Genomic DNA, 20,402 nt, shown 5'->3' with positions numbered 1-20,402 from the left:
GGCCGCTGTCACCGTGAAGAACATGATTCCGACAGGACGGATCAGGCAAGCTCCCGCCGAGCTGCTGGACCAGGAGGTCCTGGGCCGCCGCTTCGAATGGGAGATGCACCACCTGCTGCGCCACTACCAGTGGATCGAACTGGCCCACCTCGACGAGTACCTCAGGATGGAGCTGCTCGACCACGACACCGCCGCGACCATCCGGCGCAGGCTGCTTGATCTGACGGCCGACCGGGTCACCGCGGAACGGTCCTCCGCCATGTCGGACGCCCTGTTCGCCCTGGAACGCTGCGTCCACGACGGGCTCACCGAGAAGGCCGCGGCCTGGCACGTCGACCGCAGCCGCAACGACGTGCAGGCCTGCGCCCAGCTCATGCTGGGACGCGAGCGCCTGCTGGGCGTCGCCGCCGCCGTGCGCGGCCTGGCCAGGGCGGCCCGCAAGGTCGCCACCCGCCACGACCGCTCGGTCATGCCGGGCTACACCCAGCACCAGACCGCCCAGGCGATCACCTTCGGCTTCTACTTGGCCGCGCTCGCCGAAGCGGCCACCACCTCGGCCGAGTCGCTGCACGCCCTCTACGACTCCATCAACCTCTCCCCGCTGGGCGCGGGCGCGTTCGCCGGGCTGGAGCTGCCCTGGGACCGGGCCGTGCTCGCCGAGGCGCTCGGCTTCGCCGGGCCGCAGCCGCACGCGCTGACCGCGGTCGCCTCGCGCGCCTGGGTGTCGCGGATCGCCGCCGAGCTGTCGGTGCTCGGCACCACGCTCAGCCGCTTCCTCACCGACCTCATCTGGTGGAGCGGATCGAGCTGCCGCTTCCTCGACCTGCCAGACGAGCTGGCCGGCATCTCCTCCGTCATGCCTCACAAACGCAACTTCCCCGTGCTGGAGCGCGCCAGGGGCATGAGCGGGCACCTCGTGGGCCTCTCGGTCGACCTCATGATCGGCCAGCGCAACACCGGCTACACCAACCTCGTCGAGGTCTCCAAGGAGAGCACTCGCTTCCTGGAGGACCTGTTCTCGCTCTGCGGCACCATGCTCGCCCTGACCGAGCAGGTCGTGCGCCGGCTGCGCTTCCAGCACGCGCGCGCCGCCCGCGCGGTGCGCGGCGAACTGCTCGCCGCCTCCACCGTGGCCAACCGGCTGACCCTGGAGCACGGCATCCCGGCCCGCACCGCCCAGGTCGTGGTGGGCGCGTGGATCCTGGCCGCCACGCAGGAGCTCGGCTCCGGCGACGACCTGACCCCCGACCTGCTGACCGCCGACGGCCTGGCCAAGGCCGCCGCCGACCAGGGCCACCCGCTCCCGGTCAACGAGGTGTGGCTGCGCACGCTGCTCGACGCCGAGGCGAGCGTCGCCCGCCGGCGCACCAGCGGGTCGACCAGGCCGGAGGAGATCCACCGCCTCCTGGAGGGCGTCGACCTCCGGCTGGCCGCCGTCGCCCGGCAGGCCACCGCCCAGACGGTACGGCTGAGCACGGCCTGGCACCGCACCTCCGGACTGAAAGCGGGCGACGCGGCATGACCATCAGTTTGCTGACCAGCGAGGTCACCGGCTCGTCCGGCGCCGGAGGCGTGGGCAGGGGCAGGGCGCCCGGCACCTTCGGCGAACTGCTGCAGGGCATCCTGCGGCCGGGCACCGACTTCCTGGTGACCTTCCCCGTCGACCTCTACGTCGAGGCCGTCTTCGAGCCCGACCCGCAGCTCGACCAGGTCATCGTCTCCCCGCCGCACAAGGGCAAGTCCCAGCGCCTGGCCACCCGCATCCTGGCCGCCCACGGCAGGCACACCGGCGGCTGGCTGATGATCAACAGCTCGCTGCCCGAGGGGAAGGGCATGGCCAGCTCCACCGCCGACCTGGTCGCCACCGCGCGAGCCGTCGACTCGGCCTTCCGGCTGAAGCTGCCGAACCGGCGGCTCAAGCAGCTGATGGCCGAGATCGAACCGTCCGACGGCGTGATGCATCCCGGCATCACCGCCTTCTTCCACCGGGAGGTGCGCCTGCACCGGCGGCTGGGCGTGCTGCCGCAGCTGACCATCGCCGGGATCGACGACGGCGACAGCGTCGACACGATCACCTTCAACAAGACCAGGAAACCGATCCCGCCCCACTGGGCCGACAGGTACGGGGAACTGCTCGACCAGCTCACCGCCGCCGTCCGCACGCGCGACCTGGCCGCCGTGGGCGCCGTCTCGACGGCCAGCGCCCGGCTGTTCCAGACCTTCAACCCCAAGCCCCACCTGGCGGAGGTCGAGGAGATCTGCCGCGAGGTCGGCGGCCTCGGCACCGTCGTCGGCCACAGCGGCACCTGCCTCGGCATCCTGCTGTCGCGCCACGACCCCGACCACGGCCCCCGCCTGGCCAGGGCGCTCAAGGAACTGGAACGCCTGGGACAGCCGCTCATCGTCTGTAGGAGCACGAGCAGGACATGACACTGAGAGCAGACGCCATCGACGCCATCGGCCGTACCCCGCTGTTGCGCCTGCGGGCGGGCGGCTCCGTCTACGCCAAACTCGAGCTGGCCAACCCCTACGGCATGAAGGACCGCGTCGCCAAGCAGGCGATCCTGACCGCCAGGGCCGACGGCACGCTGCGTGAGGGCGGCCTGATCGTCGAGAGTTCCTCCGGCACCCTGGCCCTGGGTGTGGCGCTGGTCGGCGGTTATCTGGGCCATCCGGTCCACATCGTGACCGATCCGCGCATCGACCCGCTCACGATGGCCAAGCTCGACGCGCTGGGCGCGACGCTCGACGTCGTGCCCGCGATGACGGGCAACGGCTGGCAGAGCGCCAGGCTGGAACGGTTGCGGGCGGTGATGGCCGCCAGCCCGGGGGCGTTCTGGCCGCGGCAGTACGACAACCCGGCCAATCCGGCGGCCTACGCGCAGCTGGCCGATGAGCTGCTGGCGGAGCTGGATTCGGTGGACGTACTGGTCGGCCCGGTCGGCAGCGGGGGCTCGCTCTGCGGCACCGCGCGGGCGCTGCGCCGTGCCAACCCGCGCCTGCGGGTCGTCGCCGTGGACGCGGTGGGCAGCGCCATCTTCGGCCAGCCCGACCATCCCCAGCGGCTGCAGAGCGGCCTGGGCAACAGCCTGATCCCCGCCAACGTCGACTTCTCCGTGATCGACGAGGTGCACTGGCTGTCGGACCGCGAGGCCTTCGCCGGGACCCTGGAGCTGGCCTCGCACGAGAAGGTGTTCGCGGGCAACAGCTCGGGTTCGGCCTACCTGGTGGCGCGCTGGCTGGGCGCCCGGCTCGGGCCGGGCGCCACGGTGGTGGCGATCTTCCCCGATCGCGGCGACCGCTACGTCAACACGATCTACAGCGCGGAGTACCGCGCCGCCCACCGGCTCACCGATCTGAGCGTGCCGGGCGAGCCGCGCCGCATCGAGATCTCCGACACCGCGGCGTGCTGGTCGTACGCCGGGCTGGGCCGCGCGCTGGAGTACGCATGAACCTGGTCTTCGTCGAGTCGAACACCACGGGCTCCGGCATGCTCGCCTTCGCCGGGGCGCGCGCCCTCGGCAGCACGCCCGTCCTGGCCACCGCCGACCCCTCCCGGTACGCGGGCCTGGCCGGGACCGGCGTGTGCGTGCTGGCCTGCGACACCAACGAGGGCGACCTGGCCAAGGTGCTGCGCGACGAGCTCGGCGCGATCGCGGGCGTCACCACGACGAGCGAGTTCTACGTCACCACGGTCGCCAGGACCGCCGACGAGCTGGGCCTGCCCGGCAACCCGCCCGACGCGGTGGCCGCCTGCCGCGACAAGGGCCGCATGCGGCGGGTGCTGGCGGCCGAGCGGCTGCCCTCGCCCGCCTTCGAGGTCATCACGCCGGACGGCGACCTCGAACGGCAGGTCCAGGCCACGCTGGCCAGGATCGCCCTGCCGTGCGTGGTCAAGCCCGTCGACGACACCGGCTCCCTCGACGTCGTCCTCTGCACGACCTCGCAGGAGGTGCTGGCGCACTGCCGCAAGCTGCTGGGCAGCACGGTCAACGTCCGCGGTCAGCGCAGCTCGGGCACCGCGCTCGTCGAGGGCTACCTGAACGGGCCGGAGTTCAGCGTCGAGATGCTCAGCCACGGCGGCGTCCACCGGTGCGTGGGCATCGTCGCCAAGCAGGTCACGCCGCCGCCGTCCTTCGTCGAGTGCCGCCACGTCTTCCCCGCGCCGCTCGACGACGACGCGGCCAGGACGTTGTCGCAGACCGCCTGCCGCGCGTTGTCGGCCCTCGGCGTCACCGACGGCGTCACCCACGTCGAGATGAAGCTCATCGACCGGCGCGGCTACGTGGTGGAGGTCAACGCGCGGCCGGCCGGCGGCATGATCCCGCAGGTCATCAGCACCTCCTGCGGCTTCGACCTCGTCGACGCCCACCTGCGCGGCGCTCTCGGGCTGCCTCCGCCCGCGCTGCCGGAGCTCTTCCGTCCGGCCGGGATCGCCTTCCTGCTCGCCCACGACCCGCCGCCGGACGCGGTGCTGGCCGGGATCGGCGGGGTGGAGAGCGCCCTGGCCCTGGAGCACGTCGACGCGGTGACCGTCACCGCCGCTCCTGGCTCCGCCGTACGGCACGCGCGCAGCAGCTACGACCGGCTGGGCCACGTGATCGCCCACGCCCCCGACCACGCGCGGCTCCACGGGACCCTCGACGCCGCGCTCGACCTGCTCCGCCCCGTACTGCGCCAACCGATGGGAGTGCGATGACCACCCTGCTCGACACCCGCGAGCCGGTGCCCGCCGAGCTCGACGACAGCGTGGAGTTACGCAGCGACACCTTCACGCTGCCCACGCCCGAGATGCTGGAGGCGGCGGCGAACGCGCCGCTCGGCGACGACGTGTACGGCGAGGACCCGACCGTCATCAAGCTGGAGCGCCTGGCCGCCAACCTGCTGGGCAAGGCGGCCGCGTGCCTCATGCCGAGCGGCACCATGGGCAACCTGGCCGCCCTCCTGGCGCACTGTCAGCGCGGCAGCAAGGCGATCGTCGGCCACGAGTCCGACCTGTACGTCTACGAGGCCGGAGGGGCCTCGATGTGCGGCGGCATCGTCTACGACCCGCTGCCCAACCTGCCCGACGGCACGATCAGCCTGGAGGCGCTGGAGGAGTCGCTGGTCGTCGACCGCACCGACCCGCAGATCGCGCCGCCCGCGGTGGTGAGCCTGGAGACGCCGCAGAACCGGTGCGGCGGCATCCCGCTGCAGCTCGACTACCTGGCCGAGGTGGCCCAGCTGACGCGGGCCCACGGGGTCGCGCTCCACCTCGACGGCGCGCGGATCTTCAATGCCTCGGTGGCGCTGGGCGTGATGCCCGCCGAGATCGCCTTCTACGCCGACACGGTGCAGATCTGCCTGTCGAAGGGGCTGTGCGCGCCGATCGGGTCGGTGCTCGCCGGCGACCGGGCGACGATCGCGCAGGCGCGGCGCATCCGCAAGATGCTCGGCGGCGGCATGCGGCAGGCGGGGATGATCGCCGCGTGCGGCATCGTCGCGCTCAGCGAGATGACCGGGCGCCTGGCGGAGGACCACGAGCGGGCCGCGCGGCTGGCGCGCGGGTTGTCGCGGATCCCCGGCATCCGGCTGGATCCCGGGCCGCCGATCACCAACATGGTGTTCTTCCGGGTGCGGGACGAGCGCTACACGACGCGGTCGTTCATCACGGCCGCGCACCGGCGCGGGGTGCGGGTGGAGGAGCTGGGGCACGGCCGCATTCGCGCGGTCACGCACGCCAACGTCACCGACGTGGCGATCGACCGTGCCATCGGGGTCTTCGCCGACCTGCTCGCGCCGGCGGGCCGTCCGCGGTGAGGAGGACGACGGTGACCACTGACCCGACCGCTGAACCGACCGCTGAAAGGGTCGCCGGGCTGGGCCGGGCCTTCCACGTTCTGTGGGCCTCGACCAGCCTGACCAATCTCGCCGACGGGGTCCTGCTCGTCGGCGTTCCGCTGCTGGCCGTCTCGCTGTCGGCCGACCCGATGCCGGTCGCGCTGGTCAGCGTCGCCACGACGCTGCCGTGGCTGCTGCTGTCCCTGCACGCGGGGGCGATCGCCGACCGGGCCGACCGGCGGCGCATCGTCGCCGCGGCCGGGTGGACGCGGGCGGCGGTGCTGGCCGCCGCCGCGAGCGCCGCCTGGCTCGGCTGGCTGTCCCTGCCGCTGCTGATCGCCGCCGTGCTGCTGGCGGGGATCGCCGAGGTGTTCGCCGACACCGCGGCCCAGTCGGTGCTGCCCATGACGGTCGCGGCCGACCGGCTGCCGGCGGCGAACGGCAGGCTCACCGCCACGCAGACGCTCGGCAACCACTTCGCCGGCGCTCCGCTGGCGGGCCTGCTGGTGGGGCTGTCGGCCTCGGCCGTCTTCGGCGCCGCCTCGCTGCTCTACCTGCTCGGCGCGCTGGTGCTGATCGGCATGAGCGGCCGGTTCCGCGTCGAGCCCGGCGCGGCCAGGACCACGTTGACCGGCGACATCAAGGCGGGCCTGCGTTTCCTGTGGGGGCACCGGGCGCTGCGCTCGCTGACCGCCTTCACCGGCCTGGTCAACCTGGCCAACGGCGGCTATTTCGCGGTGTTCGTGCTCTGGGTGGCGGGTCCTGGCTCCGTCGTCGGCCTGACCCCCCAGGCGTACGGCCTGCTGGCGGCGACGCTCGCCGTGGGCGCCGTGGCCGGTTCGGTGCTCGCTTCCGCCCTGGGCGGGCTGCTCGGCCAGATCAGGACCCTGGTGCTGATCACCCTGGTCAACGGTGTCCTGCTGCTGGTGCCGCTGCCGGCGCCGGTCCCGTGGGCGGTCTTCGCGGCCGCCGCCGGGCTCGGGCTGGCCAACGCGGTCACCAATGTGATCGCGGTGTCGCGCCGCCAGAGCCTGATCCCCGGGGAACTGCTGGGCCGGGTGAACGCCGCCTGCCGGCTGGTCGGCTCGGGCGCGATGCCGGTGGGCGCGGCCCTGGCCGGGGTGGTGGGCACGATGGCCGGGGTTCCTGCCGTGTTCTGGGTCGCCGCCGCGTTGTGCCTGGCGGGTGCGGCGGTCGTGACGCGCGGCGGCTGAGCCGCCGGGAGGTGGCGGAGGGGCGGGCCGGGGATCTCGGCCCGCCCCTTCCGCGTGTTCACGTCAGCCACGGGATGATGCGGTCGACGTGGGTGGGGCGGAGCAGTTCGTGGTGCTCGCCCTCGACGATGCGGACGGTCAGGTCGGTGGCGGCGGATCGCCATCCGGAGATCTGGGCGGTGCGGACCCAGGCGGGGTTGCGCTCGCTCACGAGCAGGGTGACGGGCCCGTCGTAGCGGGCGGGGCGGTAGCCGGCCAGGCCTTCGAGGCCGTCGCGCCACAGCCGCAGCAGGCCGGGGCCGTACGCCTCGTAATAGGCGCCGACCTGCTCGGAGGTCAGGCCGAGACCGGCGAAGAAGCCGACCTCCCGCTCCAGCAGGGCCGCGCGGGCGGCGCGCGGGCCGAGGGGTTCCAGGCGCTCGATCAGCTCCTCCAGCTCCAGCAGGTCGTCCAGGAGCTCGGGGAGCATCTCGCGCGGGGGGACCGAGTCGACGAGCAGCACACGCTCGGTCTTGTGGCCTCGTTCGCGCAGGTGCCGGGCGGTCTCGAAGGCGAGCACGCCGCCCGCCGACCAGCCCACGAGGGTTCCGGGGGTGTTCTGGGACAGCTCGTCGGCGTAGCGGGCGGCCAGGGCGGTGAGGGAGCGGGTGTCCTGGCCGGAGTCGAGCGCCTGCAGGCCGTGGACGGGCCGGTCGGGGGCGAGCCTGGCGGCCAGGGCGGCGTAGCAGTGGGCGGAGCCGCCGAGGGGGTGCACGCAGTAGACCGGGGGAGCGGACGAGGAGGGTGCGGGCGCGAGCGGGACGAGGACCGGCCGCGTGCGCTCGGGGGCGCGGGACGGGCCGGAGAAGATCAGCTCACCGAGGCCGCCCAGGGTGGGGTCGGTGAGGAAGGCGCGCAGTTTGACCGTGGCGCCGAGGCGGTCCTTGACGGCGGCCAGGAGCCTGACCGCGCCGAGCGAGTCGAGGCCCCGGGTGAACAGGTCCTCCTCGGGGCGCAGGTCGACGGCCCCGACGACCTCGGCCACCAGCCCGGCCACCAGCGTGGCCAGGGGCGAGGGGTCGTCGTGGCGGGGCTGCTCGGCGGGCCGGGTCACCACCCCTGGCAGCGCGGATCTGTCGACCTTGCCGTTGCGGTTGAGCGGGATCGCGGGCAGCGGCACGAAGAGCGCGGGCACCATGTACTCGGGCAGGACGTCGGCGAGCCCCGCGCGCAGCCGCGCCGGCGGGGCGGCGCCGACGACGTAGGCGACGAGCCGTCGTCCTCCTGCTCCGTCGGGTGCGGCCACCACGACCGAACGCTCGACTCCCGGCAGTTCGTCCAGCGCTGCCTCGATCTCTCCGAGCTCGACACGGTACCCCCTGATCTTGACCTGGTCGTCCAGCCGCCCGAGGAACTCGAACTCGCCGTCGGCGCGCAGGCGGCCCAGGTCGCCGGTGCGATACAGCCGCGCTCCCGGCGCGCCGTACGGGTCGGGCACGAACCGCTCCGCGGTCAGCGCCGGCCTGCCGTGGTAGCCGCGCACCACGCACTCGCCGCCGATGTAGAGCTCGCCCGGCACCCCGAAGGGCAGCGGCCGCATCTCGGCGTCCAGCACGTACATGGTGGTGCCGGGGATCGGCCGGCCGATGGGGACCAGCTCGCCGCCGACGGGCCCGGTGACGGTGTGCACGCAGTTGGCCACCGACGCCTCCGTCGGCCCGTACTCGTTGAGCAGCACGGGCGCCGGGTCCAGCGCCTGCCAGAAGGCCAGCGCCCGGCCGGGGAAGGCGTCGGCCCCCACGACCAGCACCCCGGCCAGCCGCGCCGCCTCGGCAGGCGGCAGCTGCCCGGCCAGCACCTCCAGGTGCCCCGGGGTGAGCTTCACGAAGCCGTACGGCCGGCCTGACAGTCCTTCGCGCAGCTCGTCGAGGCTGGTGTCCTCGTCGAGCAGGTGCACGCACTGCCCGGTGACGAGCGGCGTGTAGATGTTGGGCACGACCATGTCGTAGGCGACGGAGGAGAACAGCGGCGCCCCGCCGACGCCGCCGACCGCGTAGGCCGACACGCACCAGTGCAGGAAGTTCACCAGCCCCCTGTGCGGCACCATGACGCCCTTGGGACGTCCGGTCGAGCCCGAGGTGTAGATCACGTAGGCCAGGTCGGCGGGCGTGGAGGGCACGAGGGGATCGGTGGCGGGGCACGAGGCGACGGCCGCCTCCAGGTCCGGCGCGGAGCGCAGCACGAAGCTCGCGCCCGAGTCGCCCACCATGAAGCCGATGCGCTCGGCGGGCAGGCCCGGATCGAGCGGGAGGTAGGCGGCGCCGGCCTTCCAGACGCCGAGGAAGGCCGCGACGAGCCAGTCGGAGCGCTCCAGGCACACGCCCACGACGCTGCCCCGGCCCACGCCCCGGCCGCGCAGCCAGTGCGCGATCCGGTTGGCGCGCTCGTCGAGGTCGCGGTAGCTGAGGCGGGTGCTCCCGTACGACAGGGCGGTGGCCTGCGGGGTGCGCCGCGCCTGCCGTACGAACAGGTCGTGGAGGCGCTGGTCGAGGGGGCCGAGGGGCGGCGCTGCGCCGCAGGCGGCCAGCACCTCGGCGCGCCGGCCGGGCGGCAGCAGCTCCAGCGCGCCGATCCGGGTGTCCGGCGCGGCGGCGAGCTGCTCCAGCAGGTGGAGGAAGGAGTCGGCGATGCGCTGCGCGGTGCCGGGCTCGAACAGCTCCCTGCGGTAGGTCAGGCGGCCGACCAGCGTGCCGCCCGACGGCATCAGCGACAGCGCCAGGTCGTACTTGGCGGCGGTGTCGGGGAACTCGAACGCCTCGGCCTGCAGGTCGCCGAGCCGCAGCCCGGCGGGGACGCCCGCGTGCATCTCGTACAGCACGCGGAACAGCGGGGCGCGCCCGTCGGCGAGCATCGGGTACGGCAGGCGCTGGTGGGTCAGCGCGCCCAGGCAGGCGTCCCTCGTACGGCCGAGCAGGTCGGTGAAGCCGGGGTCGCCGGAGACGTCGCCGCGGATGACCACGGTGTTGAAGAAGGCGCCGATCAGGTGCTCGGAGTGCGGCAGCGCCCGGTTGGCGACGGTGGTGCCGATCGCGATGTCGTCCTGCCCGCAGTAGCGGGACAGGAAGGCGGTGAAGGCCGCCAGCCCCGTCATGTACGGCGTGGCCCTGGCGCGCCTGGCCACCGCGCCGAGGGCGGCGGCCACGGGCGCGGGCACGGTGAAGGTGATCACCGCGCCCTCGGAGGAGGGCTCTGCGGCCGGGGCGCGGTCGGTGGGCAGGTCGAGCCCGGCCAGCCCGTCGAGCGCCGCCCGCCAGTGGCCGAGCGCGGCGTCCAGGTCGGCCTCGCGCTCCGCGGCCACCACCTCGGCGTGCGCCGCGGGCAGCGGCGCCAGCTCCCCGCCCTGGTAGAGGGCGTCCAGTTCTGCCAGGAGGATGCCCATGGACCACTCGTCGAAGGCGATGTGGTGCACGGTCAGGATCAGCACGTGGTCGTCGGCGCCCAGCACGGCCAGGCACGCCCGCAGCACCGGGCCCGTGGCCAGGTCGAAGGGTGTGCGCGCACGCGACTCGGCCAGGCGCCGCGCGCCCTCCTCGCCGTCGACCCGGTGCAGGTCCAGGCCGACGGGACCGGGAGGGAGCACGGTGGCCACGGGGCGGCCGTCGCGGCTGGTGTACACCGTGCGCAGCGGCTCGTGACGGGCGGCGAGCGCGGTCAGCGCCGCGCCCAGCGCCCGCGTGTCGAGCCGGCCCTGCAGGCGCAGGGCCAGGCACACGTTGTAGTCCGCGCCCGAGGGATCCAGCAGGTGGTTGACCCACAGGCGCTCCTGGGCGTGGCTCAGCGCGCTCTCAGACGCTTCCAGCCGCATTCTCGACCTCCAACACCTGGCTGATCACCGTGGCCAGCTCGGTCACGGTCGGGTAGGTGAACACGTCCGCGACGGGGAGCTCGATGCCGTGGCGCGCCCGGATCCGGGCGACGAGCTGGACGGCGATCAGCGAGTGGCCGCCCAGCTCGAAGAAGTCGTCGTCGGGCCCGACCTCGTCCAGCCCGAGCAGGACCGCCCAGTCGCCGGCCAGGGCCTCCTGCACGGCGGCGCCCATCACCACGGCCTCGCCGCGGCGTGCGCGGGCACGAGCTGGTCGGGCGCCCCCGGCACCGGGCGGGCGGGGTCGGCGTCGACGTCCACGATGCGGTTGGCGTGGTCGACGTGCACGACGCGGGGCCGGTAGCGGTCCAGCTCCTCCTCCGCGTACTGCGCATAGGAGATCATGATGACCAGGTCGCCGGGGCTGACCAGGTGGGCGGCGGCGCCGTTGATGCCGACCACGCGGCTGCCCCGCTCCCCGGTGATCACATAGGTCTCGAGCCTGGCGCCGTTGGTGATGTCGACGATCGTCACCTGCTCGCCTTCCAGCAGGCCGGCCGCCTCCATCAGCTCCTCGTCGACGGTCACCGATCCCACGTAGTGCAGGTCGGCATGGGTAACCGTGGCGCGGTGGATCTTGGATTTGAACATGGTGAGCAACATGGGCTGTCCTTTCTCTCAGGCCTGCGGGACCGGTGAGAGCGGCGTGTGCGGGTCACGCGTCGCCGCTCTCACCAGGTGCAACCAGACGTCCACCAGGCCTTCGACGGTCGTGGCGTCGAACAGGTCGGTGTTGTAGGTGACCTCGCCGATGATCGAGTCAGGGGTTTCCGCGACCGAGCAGACGAGGTCGGCGACGGTGGTACGGGTCGCCAGGTCGATGGGGGTGACGGTCAGCTGCGGCAGCCGTACGGCTTCCGCGCTGGTCAGGGCGCTGAGGGGGACGCCGTTGAAGATGACGTCGAAGTACGGCATCCGGCCCGGGTCGCGCCGCGGGCGCAGGGCCTGGACCAGCCGCTCGAACGGCACGTCCTGGTGGGCGTAGGCGGCGTGCACGACCTCCCGCACCCGGCCGACCAGCTCGGCGAAGGTGGGGGAGCCGGCCAGCGAGGTGCGCAGCACCAGCGTGTTGGCGAAGAAGCCGATCATGTGCTCGGTCTCGGGCCGGGTACGGCCCGGCACCGGGGAGCCGACGGCCACGTCGTCGCTGCCGCTCACCCTGGCCAGGGCGGCCTGGAAGCCGGCGAGCATCGTGACGAACAACGTCGTGCCCGCCTCGCGGCTGAGCTTGCGCAGCTGTTCCGTCACCTGCTCGTCGAGCATGAAGGAGGTGCGGGCGCCGTCGAAGGTCTGCACGGGCGGGCGCGGCCGGTCGGCCGGCAGCGGCACCGGGCGCAGGCCCGCGAGCTGGTCACGCCAGTACTCGATCTGCGCGCCGTCGCCGCCCTGGCGGCGCTGCCAGGCCGCGTGGTCGGCGTACTGCACGCCCAGCCCCGGCAGGACGGCCGGGCGGCCCGACAGTGCCGCCTCGTAGACAATGCCCAGCTCCTGCCAGAAGACCGGCTCGGAGCCCGCGTCGTAGGCGATGTGGTGCACGACCATCGAGAAGACGTGCTCGTAGTCGTCGAGCTTGGTCAGCCTGGCCCGCACCGGAGCCTCGCGGGCCAGGTCGAACGGGGTGTCCCAGTCGGTCTGCAGGGCGCGGGAGGCGGCCGCCTCCCGCGAGACCCGGTCGCGTCCGGCCGCGATCCCCGTCGCCAGGCGCGGCCCGCGCTCGTCGATGCGCACCTCGGGGACGCCGTCGGCGTTCTCCACGTAGCGGGTGCGCAGGATCTCGTGCCTGGACACCAGCTCGTCGAAGGCGCGGACGAACGCGCCCTGGTCCAGGCGCCCGACGAACCGGCAGGCGATCGGCACGTTGTAGGCGGTCGAGCGGGGTGCCAGCCGGTGCAGGAACCACAGCCGCTCCTGGCTGAATGACAACGCCAGGACGCCGTCCCTGGCGACCGCGGGCAGCGGCGGGATCTGCGCGGCCCGGCTCTCGTCCACCTCCTCGGCCAGCTCCTCCAGAGTCTCGGCGGAGAAGAGCAGGTAGAGCGGGAAGTCGATGCGCAGGTGGTCCTGGATCCTGAACATCACCTGGGTGGCCAGCAGCGAGTTGCCGCCCAGCTCGAAGAAGTTGTCCTCCAGGCTGACCTGGTCGACGTCGAGCACGTCGGCCCAGATCGCGGCCAGGGCCTTCTGCGTGGACGTGACGGGAGCCCGCACGTCCAGGCGTTCGGCCGGCGAGGCGACCTCGGGGAGCGCGGCCCGGTCGACCTTGCCGTTGGCGTTGAGCGGGATGCGCTCCAGGGGCACGATCTGCGCCGGGATCAGGTACGACGGCAGCCGCTCGACCAGGTGCGAGCGGAGCTCGGCCGGGTCGGGATCGGCGCCCGCGACGTAGGCGATCAGCCGCTCGCCGGAGACGAGGGCGACGACCTGGCGCACGCTCGGATGCGTCTCCAGGGCGGCCTCGATCTCGCCGAGCTCGATCCGCACCCCGCGGATCTTGACCTGGTGGTCGGTGCGGCCCAGGAAGTCCAGGGCGCCGTCGGGGCGGCGGCGGCCGAGGTCGCCCGTGCGGTACAGGCGCGATCCCGGCGGGCCGAACGGGTCGGGCACGAACCGGGAGGCGGTCAGGGCGGGCTGCAGGTGGTAGCCGCGGGCCAGGCCGACGCCGCCGATGAACAGCTCCCCGGTCTCGCCGTCGGGCACCGGGTGCATGCCCTGGTCGAGCACGTGCACGGTGTTGCCGGTGAAGGCCGAGCCGATGGAGACGACCGGTCCCGCGTACGGGTCGTGCGGGTCGTAGGTGTAGAGCGTGGAGTCGATGGAGACCTCGGTGGCGCCCCACTGGTTGTGCAGGCGGCAGCCGTACACGCCGAGCTGCTCGTGGAAGGCCAGCGCGAGCGGCGCGGTCAGCGCCTCGCCGCTGGAGATCACGTGGCGCAGGTGCGCCAGGCGCGGCAGCCCGGCCCGCCGGTGCGCCTCCAGGAACAGGCTGAGCATGCTCGGCACGAACTGCACCACCGCCGCCTGGTGGCGGCGCGCGGCCTCCAGCAGGGCCACCGGGTCCTTGTGCTCCTCGGGCGGCAGCACGGCGACGATCCCGCCCATCGACAGCGGCCAGAAGATCTCCACGGCCGAGTCGTCGAAGCTCAGCGTCGTCTTGTGCAGCACGCTCTCGCCCGGCATCAGGCGGTGCTCCTCCTGCATCCACCGCATCCGGTTGAGCCAGCCCTCGTGCGTGCTGGCCACGCCCTTGGGCGTGCCGGTCGAGCCCGAGGTGAAGTAGATCGACACCAGGTGGCCCGGCCGCGCACCGGAGCCGACCGGGCCCGCCTCGTGCCGGTCGATCAGGTGGCGGTCGCGATCGAGCAGCACCACCCGCGCGATGTCGCCCGGCAGGCGGTCGGCCAGGGCCTGCTCGCCCACGCAGACCGGCGCCCGCGCCTGCTCGACCATGAGACGGACCCGCGCTGCGGGCGAGTCCGGATCGATGGGCAGGTAGGCGCCGCCGGCCTTGAGGATCCCGAGCAGGGCGATGACCAGGTCCAGCCCGCGGTGCACGGCCAGGGCCACCGGCGTGTCGGCGACCACGCCCAGCTCCCGCAGGTGGCGGGCGATCTGGTTGGCGCGCTCGTCGAGCTCCTGGTAGGTGAGGGTGAAGTCGTCGGCGTCGACCACCGCGACCGCCTCGGGGGTGCGCCGCACCTGGGCCTCGACCAGTTCGTGCAGGCACGTCGTCGTGGTGACCTCGGCATGCTCGGTCATGGCTGCTCCCATCCGGTAGCCGACGCCACCAGCGCGACGCGGTCGATCTTCTTCGTGACGGTGAGGGGGAAGGCCGCGCGGACCTCGATGCGCGGCGGGATCATGGAGATGGGCAGGTGCGCCGCCAGGTGCTTGCGCAGGGCGCGGGCGGTGACCGGCCCCTGCGCGAACAGCAGCAGCTCGCCCGCCACGACCTGGGCCGCGGCCAGCTCCACCAGCGGATGTTCCTGGGCGACGCACTCGATCTCGCCCAGCTCGATCCGGTAGCCGCTCAGCTGGACCTGGCGGTCGCGCCGGCCCGCGAAGTGCAGCCGGCCGTCGGGCAGCAGGCGGCCGACGTCGCCCGTGCGGTAGAGCCGGCCCAGACTCGGATGCTCCACGAACCGCTCGGCCGTCAGGTCGGGCGCGCCCCGGTAGCCGACGGCCACGCCGGGCCCGCCCACGTGGATCTCGCCCTCCCGGCCGTCGGCGACCGGGTCGCCGCCCGCGTCGAGGATCTCGACGCGGTAGCCGGGCAGCGGGCGCCCCACCGGAAGCGGGTCGCCCTCGCCCGGCTCGACCAGGCCCGCCGTGCACCAGACGGTGACCTCGGTGGGCCCGTAGAAGTTCCACACCTGTCCCGCCCTGCCGGCCAGCTCGGCGGCCAGCCTCGCCGTGAGCACCTCGCCGCCGCAGACCGCCCGCAGGCGGGTGCGTCCTGGCGTCAGGTACGGCAGGAGCGAACGCCAGGCGGTCGGGGTGGCGTGGACGACGCTGACCTCATGCTTCTCCAGCCAGGCGACCAGCCTCCCCGGATCGGCCTGCAGGTGCTCGGAGGTGACCAGGCAGGCCCCGCCGTGGGTGAGCGGCAGCAGGATCTCCAGCAGGGAGATGTCGAAGGCGAAGGTCTGGTTGGCGGCGTAACGATCCTCGGGGCCAGGGCGCAGGAGCTCGGCGACCGCGCGCACGCAGTGCAGCAGCGAGGCGTGGGTGACCTGGACGGCCTTCGGCCTGCCCGTCGAGCCGGAGGTGAACATGATGTACGCGCACTGCTCGGCAGCCACCTCGCCGGTCGCCAGGACGGTGGTGGAGCCGCGCGGCGGCGGGACGGAGTCGAGCAGGTGCGTCACCTGCGCCTGCTCGCGCTGGAACCTGGTGCGCTCGGGCGGCGAGGTGGGGTCCAGAGGGACTGCGACCCCGCCCGCCTGCCACACGCCCAGGAGCGCGGCCACGTGGTCACCGGTTCTGGGCAGGGCGACGGCGATCGTGTCGCCGGGCCGTACACCCCGGGCCCGCAGCTCCCCGGCGACGGCCGCCGCCTGCGCGGCCAGCTCGCCGTAGGTGCGCGTGCCAACGGCGTCGACGACGGCGGGGGCGTGCGGGGTGCTCGCCACCTGGCGGGCGACCTCGTGCAGGACGGTGTTCACGCCGGCCTCCGTGACCAGGGCAGCAGGGGGATCGAGACGACCGGGGGAGCGGGGACGGACTGGGTCAGGTCGTGGCCCAGCTCGTAGAGGCGGATCAGCGCGCCGGGCACGTCGGCGTCCGTGGCGCACCGGACCACGGCGGCGGTTCGCGCGCGGAGCAGCGGGGCCGCCAGGCCGGGGCCGAGCTCCACGAACGTGCGCACACCCTGGGCGATCGCGTGGTCGAGGGCCTTGCCGAGCCGGCTGGGCTCGCACAGCTGCCTGGACCAGTGCGCCGCGCCCATCGCCCTGCCGTCGAGCGGGGCGCCGGTGAGCGAGGAGACCAGGGGCAGGTCGCCGACGTTGGCGGGCAGGCCATGCAGGGAGCGGCGCAGCTCGTCGCCGATCCGGGCGGGCAGGCCGCCGTGGTCGGGCGTCGCGCGGCCGAGGTCGTCGTGCAGGACGCTGCTCCCGGCCAGGGCGGCGGTGAGCTTGGCCAGCTCGGCGGGCGGACCTGTCAGGACGCAGGTCTGGGCGTCCTCGTGCAGGGAGACGGCCGCCTCGGCGCCCAGGCGCTCGCACAGGGCGGCGGCCAGGCGCGGCGCCAGCCGTACGCGCAAGGCCGAGACGGGCGGGAGGGTCGCCAGCAGGCGGGCGCGCTGCGCGGCGACGAGGGCGGCGTCGGCGGGGGACAGGACCCCGGTGAACGCGGCGGCGGCCGCCTCGCCGGGTCCGTGTCCGATCACCATGGCCACCGCGACCCCGCCCTCGACGAGCCTCCGCGCCCGATCGTGGGCCGCGTCGAGGGTGGGGGCGCCGGTGAAGACCAGGGCGACGGGGCCGCCTGCGGCCGGGGGAGGCGGGCTGACGACGAGCGCGGTGAGGGCGCGCTCCAGCCCCGCCGTGAGCTGGGAGGCGTCGGCGCCCGACACGGCCAGGCGGTAGGCGTGATGGTCACGCCGCTCGGCGGCGGTGTGGCAGGCGGCGGCCAGGTCGAGGCCGGGGCCGGCCAGGGCCTCCAGCCACCGCTCGGTGAGAGTGCGCAGGCCCGCCGGGGTGTGCGCGGACAGCGGCAGCCGCAAGACCCCGGCGCCATCGGTGACGACGGCGGGGTCCCGTCGTGTCGGCGGCGCCTGGAGGATCAGGTGCGCGTTGGTCCCTCCGAAGCCGAACGAGCTGACCCCCGCCACCCGCCCCGCCCACGGCTCCGTCCTGGTCTGGACGGCCAGCCCGCTCGCCCCCCAGTCGAAGTCGTCCGCGGCCTCGTCGGCGTGCAGGCTCGCGGGCAGCACCCCGCGATGCAGCGCGAGCGCGAGCTTGGCCAGCCCCGCCGCCCCCGCCGCCGCCTCCAGGTGGGCGATGTTGCTCTTCACCGACCCCACCCGCACCGGAGCGCCGCCCGAACCGCCGAGCACCTCCGACAGCGCGCGCAGCTCCATCAGATCGCCGAGCTTGGTGCCCGACCCGTGTGCCTCCACGTAGCCGATCTCGCCCGGCTCCACCCCGGCGGCCCCGCACGCGGCGCGCAGGAGCCTGGCCTGGGCGGGCGCGCTCGGCGACATCAGCCCGTTGGTGCGCCCGTCGCTGTTGACGGCGCCGCCCAGGACGAGCGCGTACACGCGGTCGCCCGCGGCCTCGGCGTCCGAGAGCCGCCTGAGCGCCAGCACCACGGCGCCCTCCGACCGGCCCATGCCGTCGGCCTTGGCGCCGAACGACTTGCAGCGGCCGTCGGGCGCGAGCACGCCGGCGGTGCGGAAGCACAGCCCGAAGTCGGGCGACAGGATGGCGTTGACCCCTCCGGCCAGGGCGGTGTCGCACTGGCCTGTCTGCAGGGCGATGACCGCCTGGTGGACGGCGACCAGCGACGAGGAGCAGGCCGTGTCGACCGCCATCGACGGGCCGTGCAGGTCGAAGACGTAGGAGATGCGGTTGGCCGCCACGCTGTGCGCCGCGCCGGTGGGGGTGTAGCCGTCGCGCTCGCTGCCCGGCGAGAAGCTCTCCACCAGGAAGTCGCCGCTGCTGATGCCGACGAACACGCCCGTCTGGCTGCCCGCCAGGTCGCTCGCGCGGATGCCGGCGTCCTGCAGCGACTCGTGGGCGACCTCCAGCAGCATGCGCTGCTGCGGGTCCATGGCCGCGGCCTCCCTGGCGTTGATCGAGAAGAACGCCCGGTCGAAGGCCTGCACGTCGGGCAGGAAGCCGCCCACGCCGACGCCCGGCTCGCTCCAGCCCGGGTGCCGCTCGGCCCGTTCGCGGGGCACCGGCACGACCGCGTCGACCCCTTCGGACAGCAGCCGCCAGAACGCCTCGGGACCGGCCGCGCCGGGAACCCGGCAGCCGATGCCGACGATCGCCACCGGCTCCGGGCGGCCCGGCCTGTCCTGCCGTGGATCGTGCCGTACGGCCAGGCCGGACAGGTGGCGGTCGAGCGCGCGGGCGGTCGGGTGGTCGTAGAACACGGTGGTGGGCAGCTCCACCCCGAGGCCCCCGCCGAGCTCGGCGGCCAGGGCCACCGCGTCCGCCGACCCGATCCCGTAGTCGATGAACAGCCGGTCGGGGTCGACGGGCGACAGGCCCGTTTGCCCGGCGACGAGATCGAGGATCAGCTCCAGCCGGTTCATCTGGCCGCCGCCGCGGGTTCGAGGTCGGGCAGCGCGGGCGAGACCCAGCCGGCCAGCACCGGGAAGCGCCCCGACAGGAGCATGTCGCGGCTGGCGCGGCGCTGGATCTTGCCGCTCGTGGTCTTGGGCACCGAGCGGGGCTCGACCAGGAAGACGCCGTCGAGCACCAGGTCGTGCTCCTTGGCCACGGCCAGCCGGATCTCGGTGATCAGGTCGGCGAGCTCGCTCGCGGTGCCGCCCGCCTCGGCGACCACCACGGCCGCCTCGGCCTGCGGCACGTCGCCGGTCGGCTCGGTGGAGAAGGCGGCCGTGCAGCCGCCGCGCAGGCCGGAGTGCACCTGCTCGACCGTGTACTCCACGTCCTGCGGATAGTGGTTGACGCCGTTGACGACGATCAGGTCCTTGTGCCGCCCGACGATCACCACCTCGCCGTCTGGGCTGATCACCCCGAGGTCGCCGGTGCGCAGGAACGACTCCTCGCGGCCGGGGACGCGGGCGTGGAAGATCTCCTCGGTGAGGTCGGGGCGCTGCCAGTAGCCCGCGGTCACCGAAGGGCCGTGCACCCAGATCTCGCCGACCTCGCCCTGCGCGCATTCGCGGCCGGTCTGTGGATCGGCGATGATCACCGTCATGCCCTCCAGCGCCGGGCCGCAGCGCACGTACGAGCGCTCGCCGACCCGCAGCGTCGGATCGCCGCCGCCCCACGCCCTGGTGGTGACGACCAGCGTCGTCTCGGCCATGCCCCACGCGAAGCGCATGTCGCCGGGGGTGAACCCGGTGGAGGCGAACCTCTCGGCGAAGCGCCTGATCGTGGCCTCCCTGATCGGCTCCGCGCCGTTGACGGCCACCCGCCAGCTCGACAGGTCCAGCTCGGCCAGCTCCGCCTCGGTGACCTTGCGGCTGCACAGCTCGTAGGCGAAGTTGGGCGCGTAGGACAGCACGCCCTGGTGCTCGCTGATCGCCTTCAGCCAGGAGAGCGGGCGGGAGGCGAAGCTCTGCGGGGTCATCTTGACGACGTGCGCGCCCCAGTACAGAGGCGAGATGAGCGAGCCGATGATGCCCATGTCGTGGTAGAGCGGCAGCCAGGAGACCGTCGTGGTGGTGTGGTCGGCGCCCACCGCCCTGGCCACGGCCGTGGCGTTGTGGGCCAGCCGGTCGTGGGTGACCATGACGCCCTTGGGGTGACCGGTCGAGCCCGAGGTGTACTGCAGGAAGGCCAGGTCGTCGTGGCCGGGCAGCACGATGGTCCGCTCCGCCGTACCCGCCAGCAGGTCGGCGAAGTGCAGCCAGCCGCGGAATCCGGGCAGCGCGGCCAGGATCTCGCCGTCGGGCGGCGGCGTCGGCGCGATGGCGAACGCGGCTCCCGAGTCGCGGGCGATGGCCGAGATCTTCGACCACGCCGATCGGAAGTGCGCCACCGACGGCAGATAGACCGGCACGGGTACGGCTCCCGCCAGCAGGCAGCCGTAGAAGACGGCGGCGTACTCCGGCGAGGTCGGGCAGATCATCAGCACCCGCTCGCCGCGTGCCCCGCGCTCGCCCAGCCGGGCGGCCACCCGCAGGGCGTTGTCCGCCAGCCCGGCGAAGCTCTGGACCTGCGTGCCCTCGCGGCCGATGAAGGTCAGGGCCGGCCGGTCCCCGTGCGCTCCGGCGTCGTCGAGGAGCCGGTCGAGGATGGATGGGTAGGTCATGATGCCTCCTT

The 20,402-nt window shown here is 73.8% G+C and carries 13 protein-coding genes; 6 read left to right on the top strand and 7 right to left on the bottom strand.

All coding sequences use genetic code 11. The features are described 5' to 3' along the window. The first annotated feature begins 22 nt into the window (after positions 1-22). Genes ACIBH1_RS30095 through ACIBH1_RS30070 form a run of 6 tightly spaced genes read left to right on the top strand, consistent with a single transcriptional unit; the run spans position 23 to position 7,034 of the window. Positions 23-1,522 (top strand): lyase family protein, encoded by a 1,500-nt coding sequence (locus ACIBH1_RS30095; protein ID WP_397317326.1) that lies wholly within the window; start codon positions 23-25, stop codon positions 1,520-1,522. Beyond that, complete coding sequence (locus tag ACIBH1_RS30090; RefSeq protein WP_397317325.1) at positions 1,519-2,430, top strand: hypothetical protein; 912 nt, start codon at positions 1,519-1,521, stop codon at positions 2,428-2,430. The genes ACIBH1_RS30095 and ACIBH1_RS30090 overlap by 4 nt, the downstream gene beginning before the upstream one ends. Then, positions 2,427-3,452, top strand: coding sequence for a PLP-dependent cysteine synthase family protein (locus tag ACIBH1_RS30085; RefSeq protein WP_397317324.1), 1,026 nt, complete (start codon positions 2,427-2,429; stop codon positions 3,450-3,452). The genes ACIBH1_RS30090 and ACIBH1_RS30085 overlap by 4 nt, the downstream gene beginning before the upstream one ends. Next, entirely contained in the window at positions 3,449-4,699 is a 1,251-nt protein-coding gene (locus ACIBH1_RS30080; RefSeq protein WP_397317323.1) for an ATP-grasp domain-containing protein, read from the top strand. The genes ACIBH1_RS30085 and ACIBH1_RS30080 overlap by 4 nt, the downstream gene beginning before the upstream one ends. Next, positions 4,696-5,799: a GntG family PLP-dependent aldolase gene (locus ACIBH1_RS30075; RefSeq protein WP_397317322.1), complete on the top strand. Its 1,104-nt coding sequence runs from the start codon at positions 4,696-4,698 to the stop codon at positions 5,797-5,799. Before ACIBH1_RS30080 ends, ACIBH1_RS30075 begins: the two co-directional genes overlap by 4 nt. Before the next feature lie 11 nt (positions 5,800-5,810). Beyond that, positions 5,811-7,034, top strand: coding sequence for an MFS transporter (locus tag ACIBH1_RS30070; protein WP_397317321.1), 1,224 nt, complete (start codon positions 5,811-5,813; stop codon positions 7,032-7,034). A 58-nt stretch (positions 7,035-7,092) separates the two neighbouring features. On the opposite strand, the gene ACIBH1_RS30065 is transcribed toward ACIBH1_RS30070, so the two are convergent. The 7 genes from ACIBH1_RS30065 to ACIBH1_RS30035 are packed head-to-tail and all read right to left on the bottom strand — an operon-like array spanning position 7,093 to position 20,391. Then, positions 7,093-10,878, bottom strand: coding sequence for an amino acid adenylation domain-containing protein (locus ACIBH1_RS30065; RefSeq protein ID WP_397317320.1), 3,786 nt, complete (start codon positions 10,876-10,878; stop codon positions 7,093-7,095). Further along, complete coding sequence (locus ACIBH1_RS30060; RefSeq protein ID WP_397317319.1) at positions 10,859-11,113, bottom strand: phosphopantetheine-binding protein; 255 nt, start codon at positions 11,111-11,113, stop codon at positions 10,859-10,861. Before ACIBH1_RS30060 ends, ACIBH1_RS30065 begins: the two co-directional genes overlap by 20 nt. After that, positions 11,113-11,541 carry an aspartate 1-decarboxylase gene (gene panD, locus ACIBH1_RS30055; RefSeq protein ID WP_397317318.1) on the bottom strand — a complete coding sequence of 143 codons (429 nt, stop codon included), beginning with the start codon at positions 11,539-11,541 and terminating at the stop codon, positions 11,113-11,115. Before panD ends, ACIBH1_RS30060 begins: the two co-directional genes overlap by 1 nt. Before the next feature lie 15 nt (positions 11,542-11,556). Further along, a complete protein-coding gene (locus ACIBH1_RS30050; protein WP_397317317.1) occupies positions 11,557-14,694 on the bottom strand; it encodes an amino acid adenylation domain-containing protein in 3,138 nt (1,045 codons plus the stop codon). Beyond that, on the bottom strand, positions 14,691-16,100 hold the full coding sequence (locus ACIBH1_RS30045; RefSeq protein WP_397317316.1) for an amino acid adenylation domain-containing protein: 1,410 nt from the start codon (positions 16,098-16,100) through the stop codon (positions 14,691-14,693). Before ACIBH1_RS30045 ends, ACIBH1_RS30050 begins: the two co-directional genes overlap by 4 nt. Then, entirely contained in the window at positions 16,097-18,700 is a 2,604-nt protein-coding gene (locus tag ACIBH1_RS30040) for a type I polyketide synthase (protein WP_397317315.1), read from the bottom strand. The genes ACIBH1_RS30045 and ACIBH1_RS30040 overlap by 4 nt, the downstream gene beginning before the upstream one ends. Continuing rightward, positions 18,697-20,391: a fatty acyl-AMP ligase gene (locus ACIBH1_RS30035; protein ID WP_397317314.1), complete on the bottom strand. Its 1,695-nt coding sequence runs from the start codon at positions 20,389-20,391 to the stop codon at positions 18,697-18,699. The genes ACIBH1_RS30040 and ACIBH1_RS30035 overlap by 4 nt, the downstream gene beginning before the upstream one ends. Positions 20,392-20,402: the final 11 nt, after the last annotated feature.

This window comes from Nonomuraea sp. NPDC050663, from assembly GCF_044456985.1.
Classification (GTDB): domain Bacteria; phylum Actinomycetota; class Actinomycetes; order Streptosporangiales; family Streptosporangiaceae; genus Nonomuraea.
Note: the sequence above shows the minus strand (reverse complement) of the source record. Positions and strands in the feature narration are given on the sequence as shown.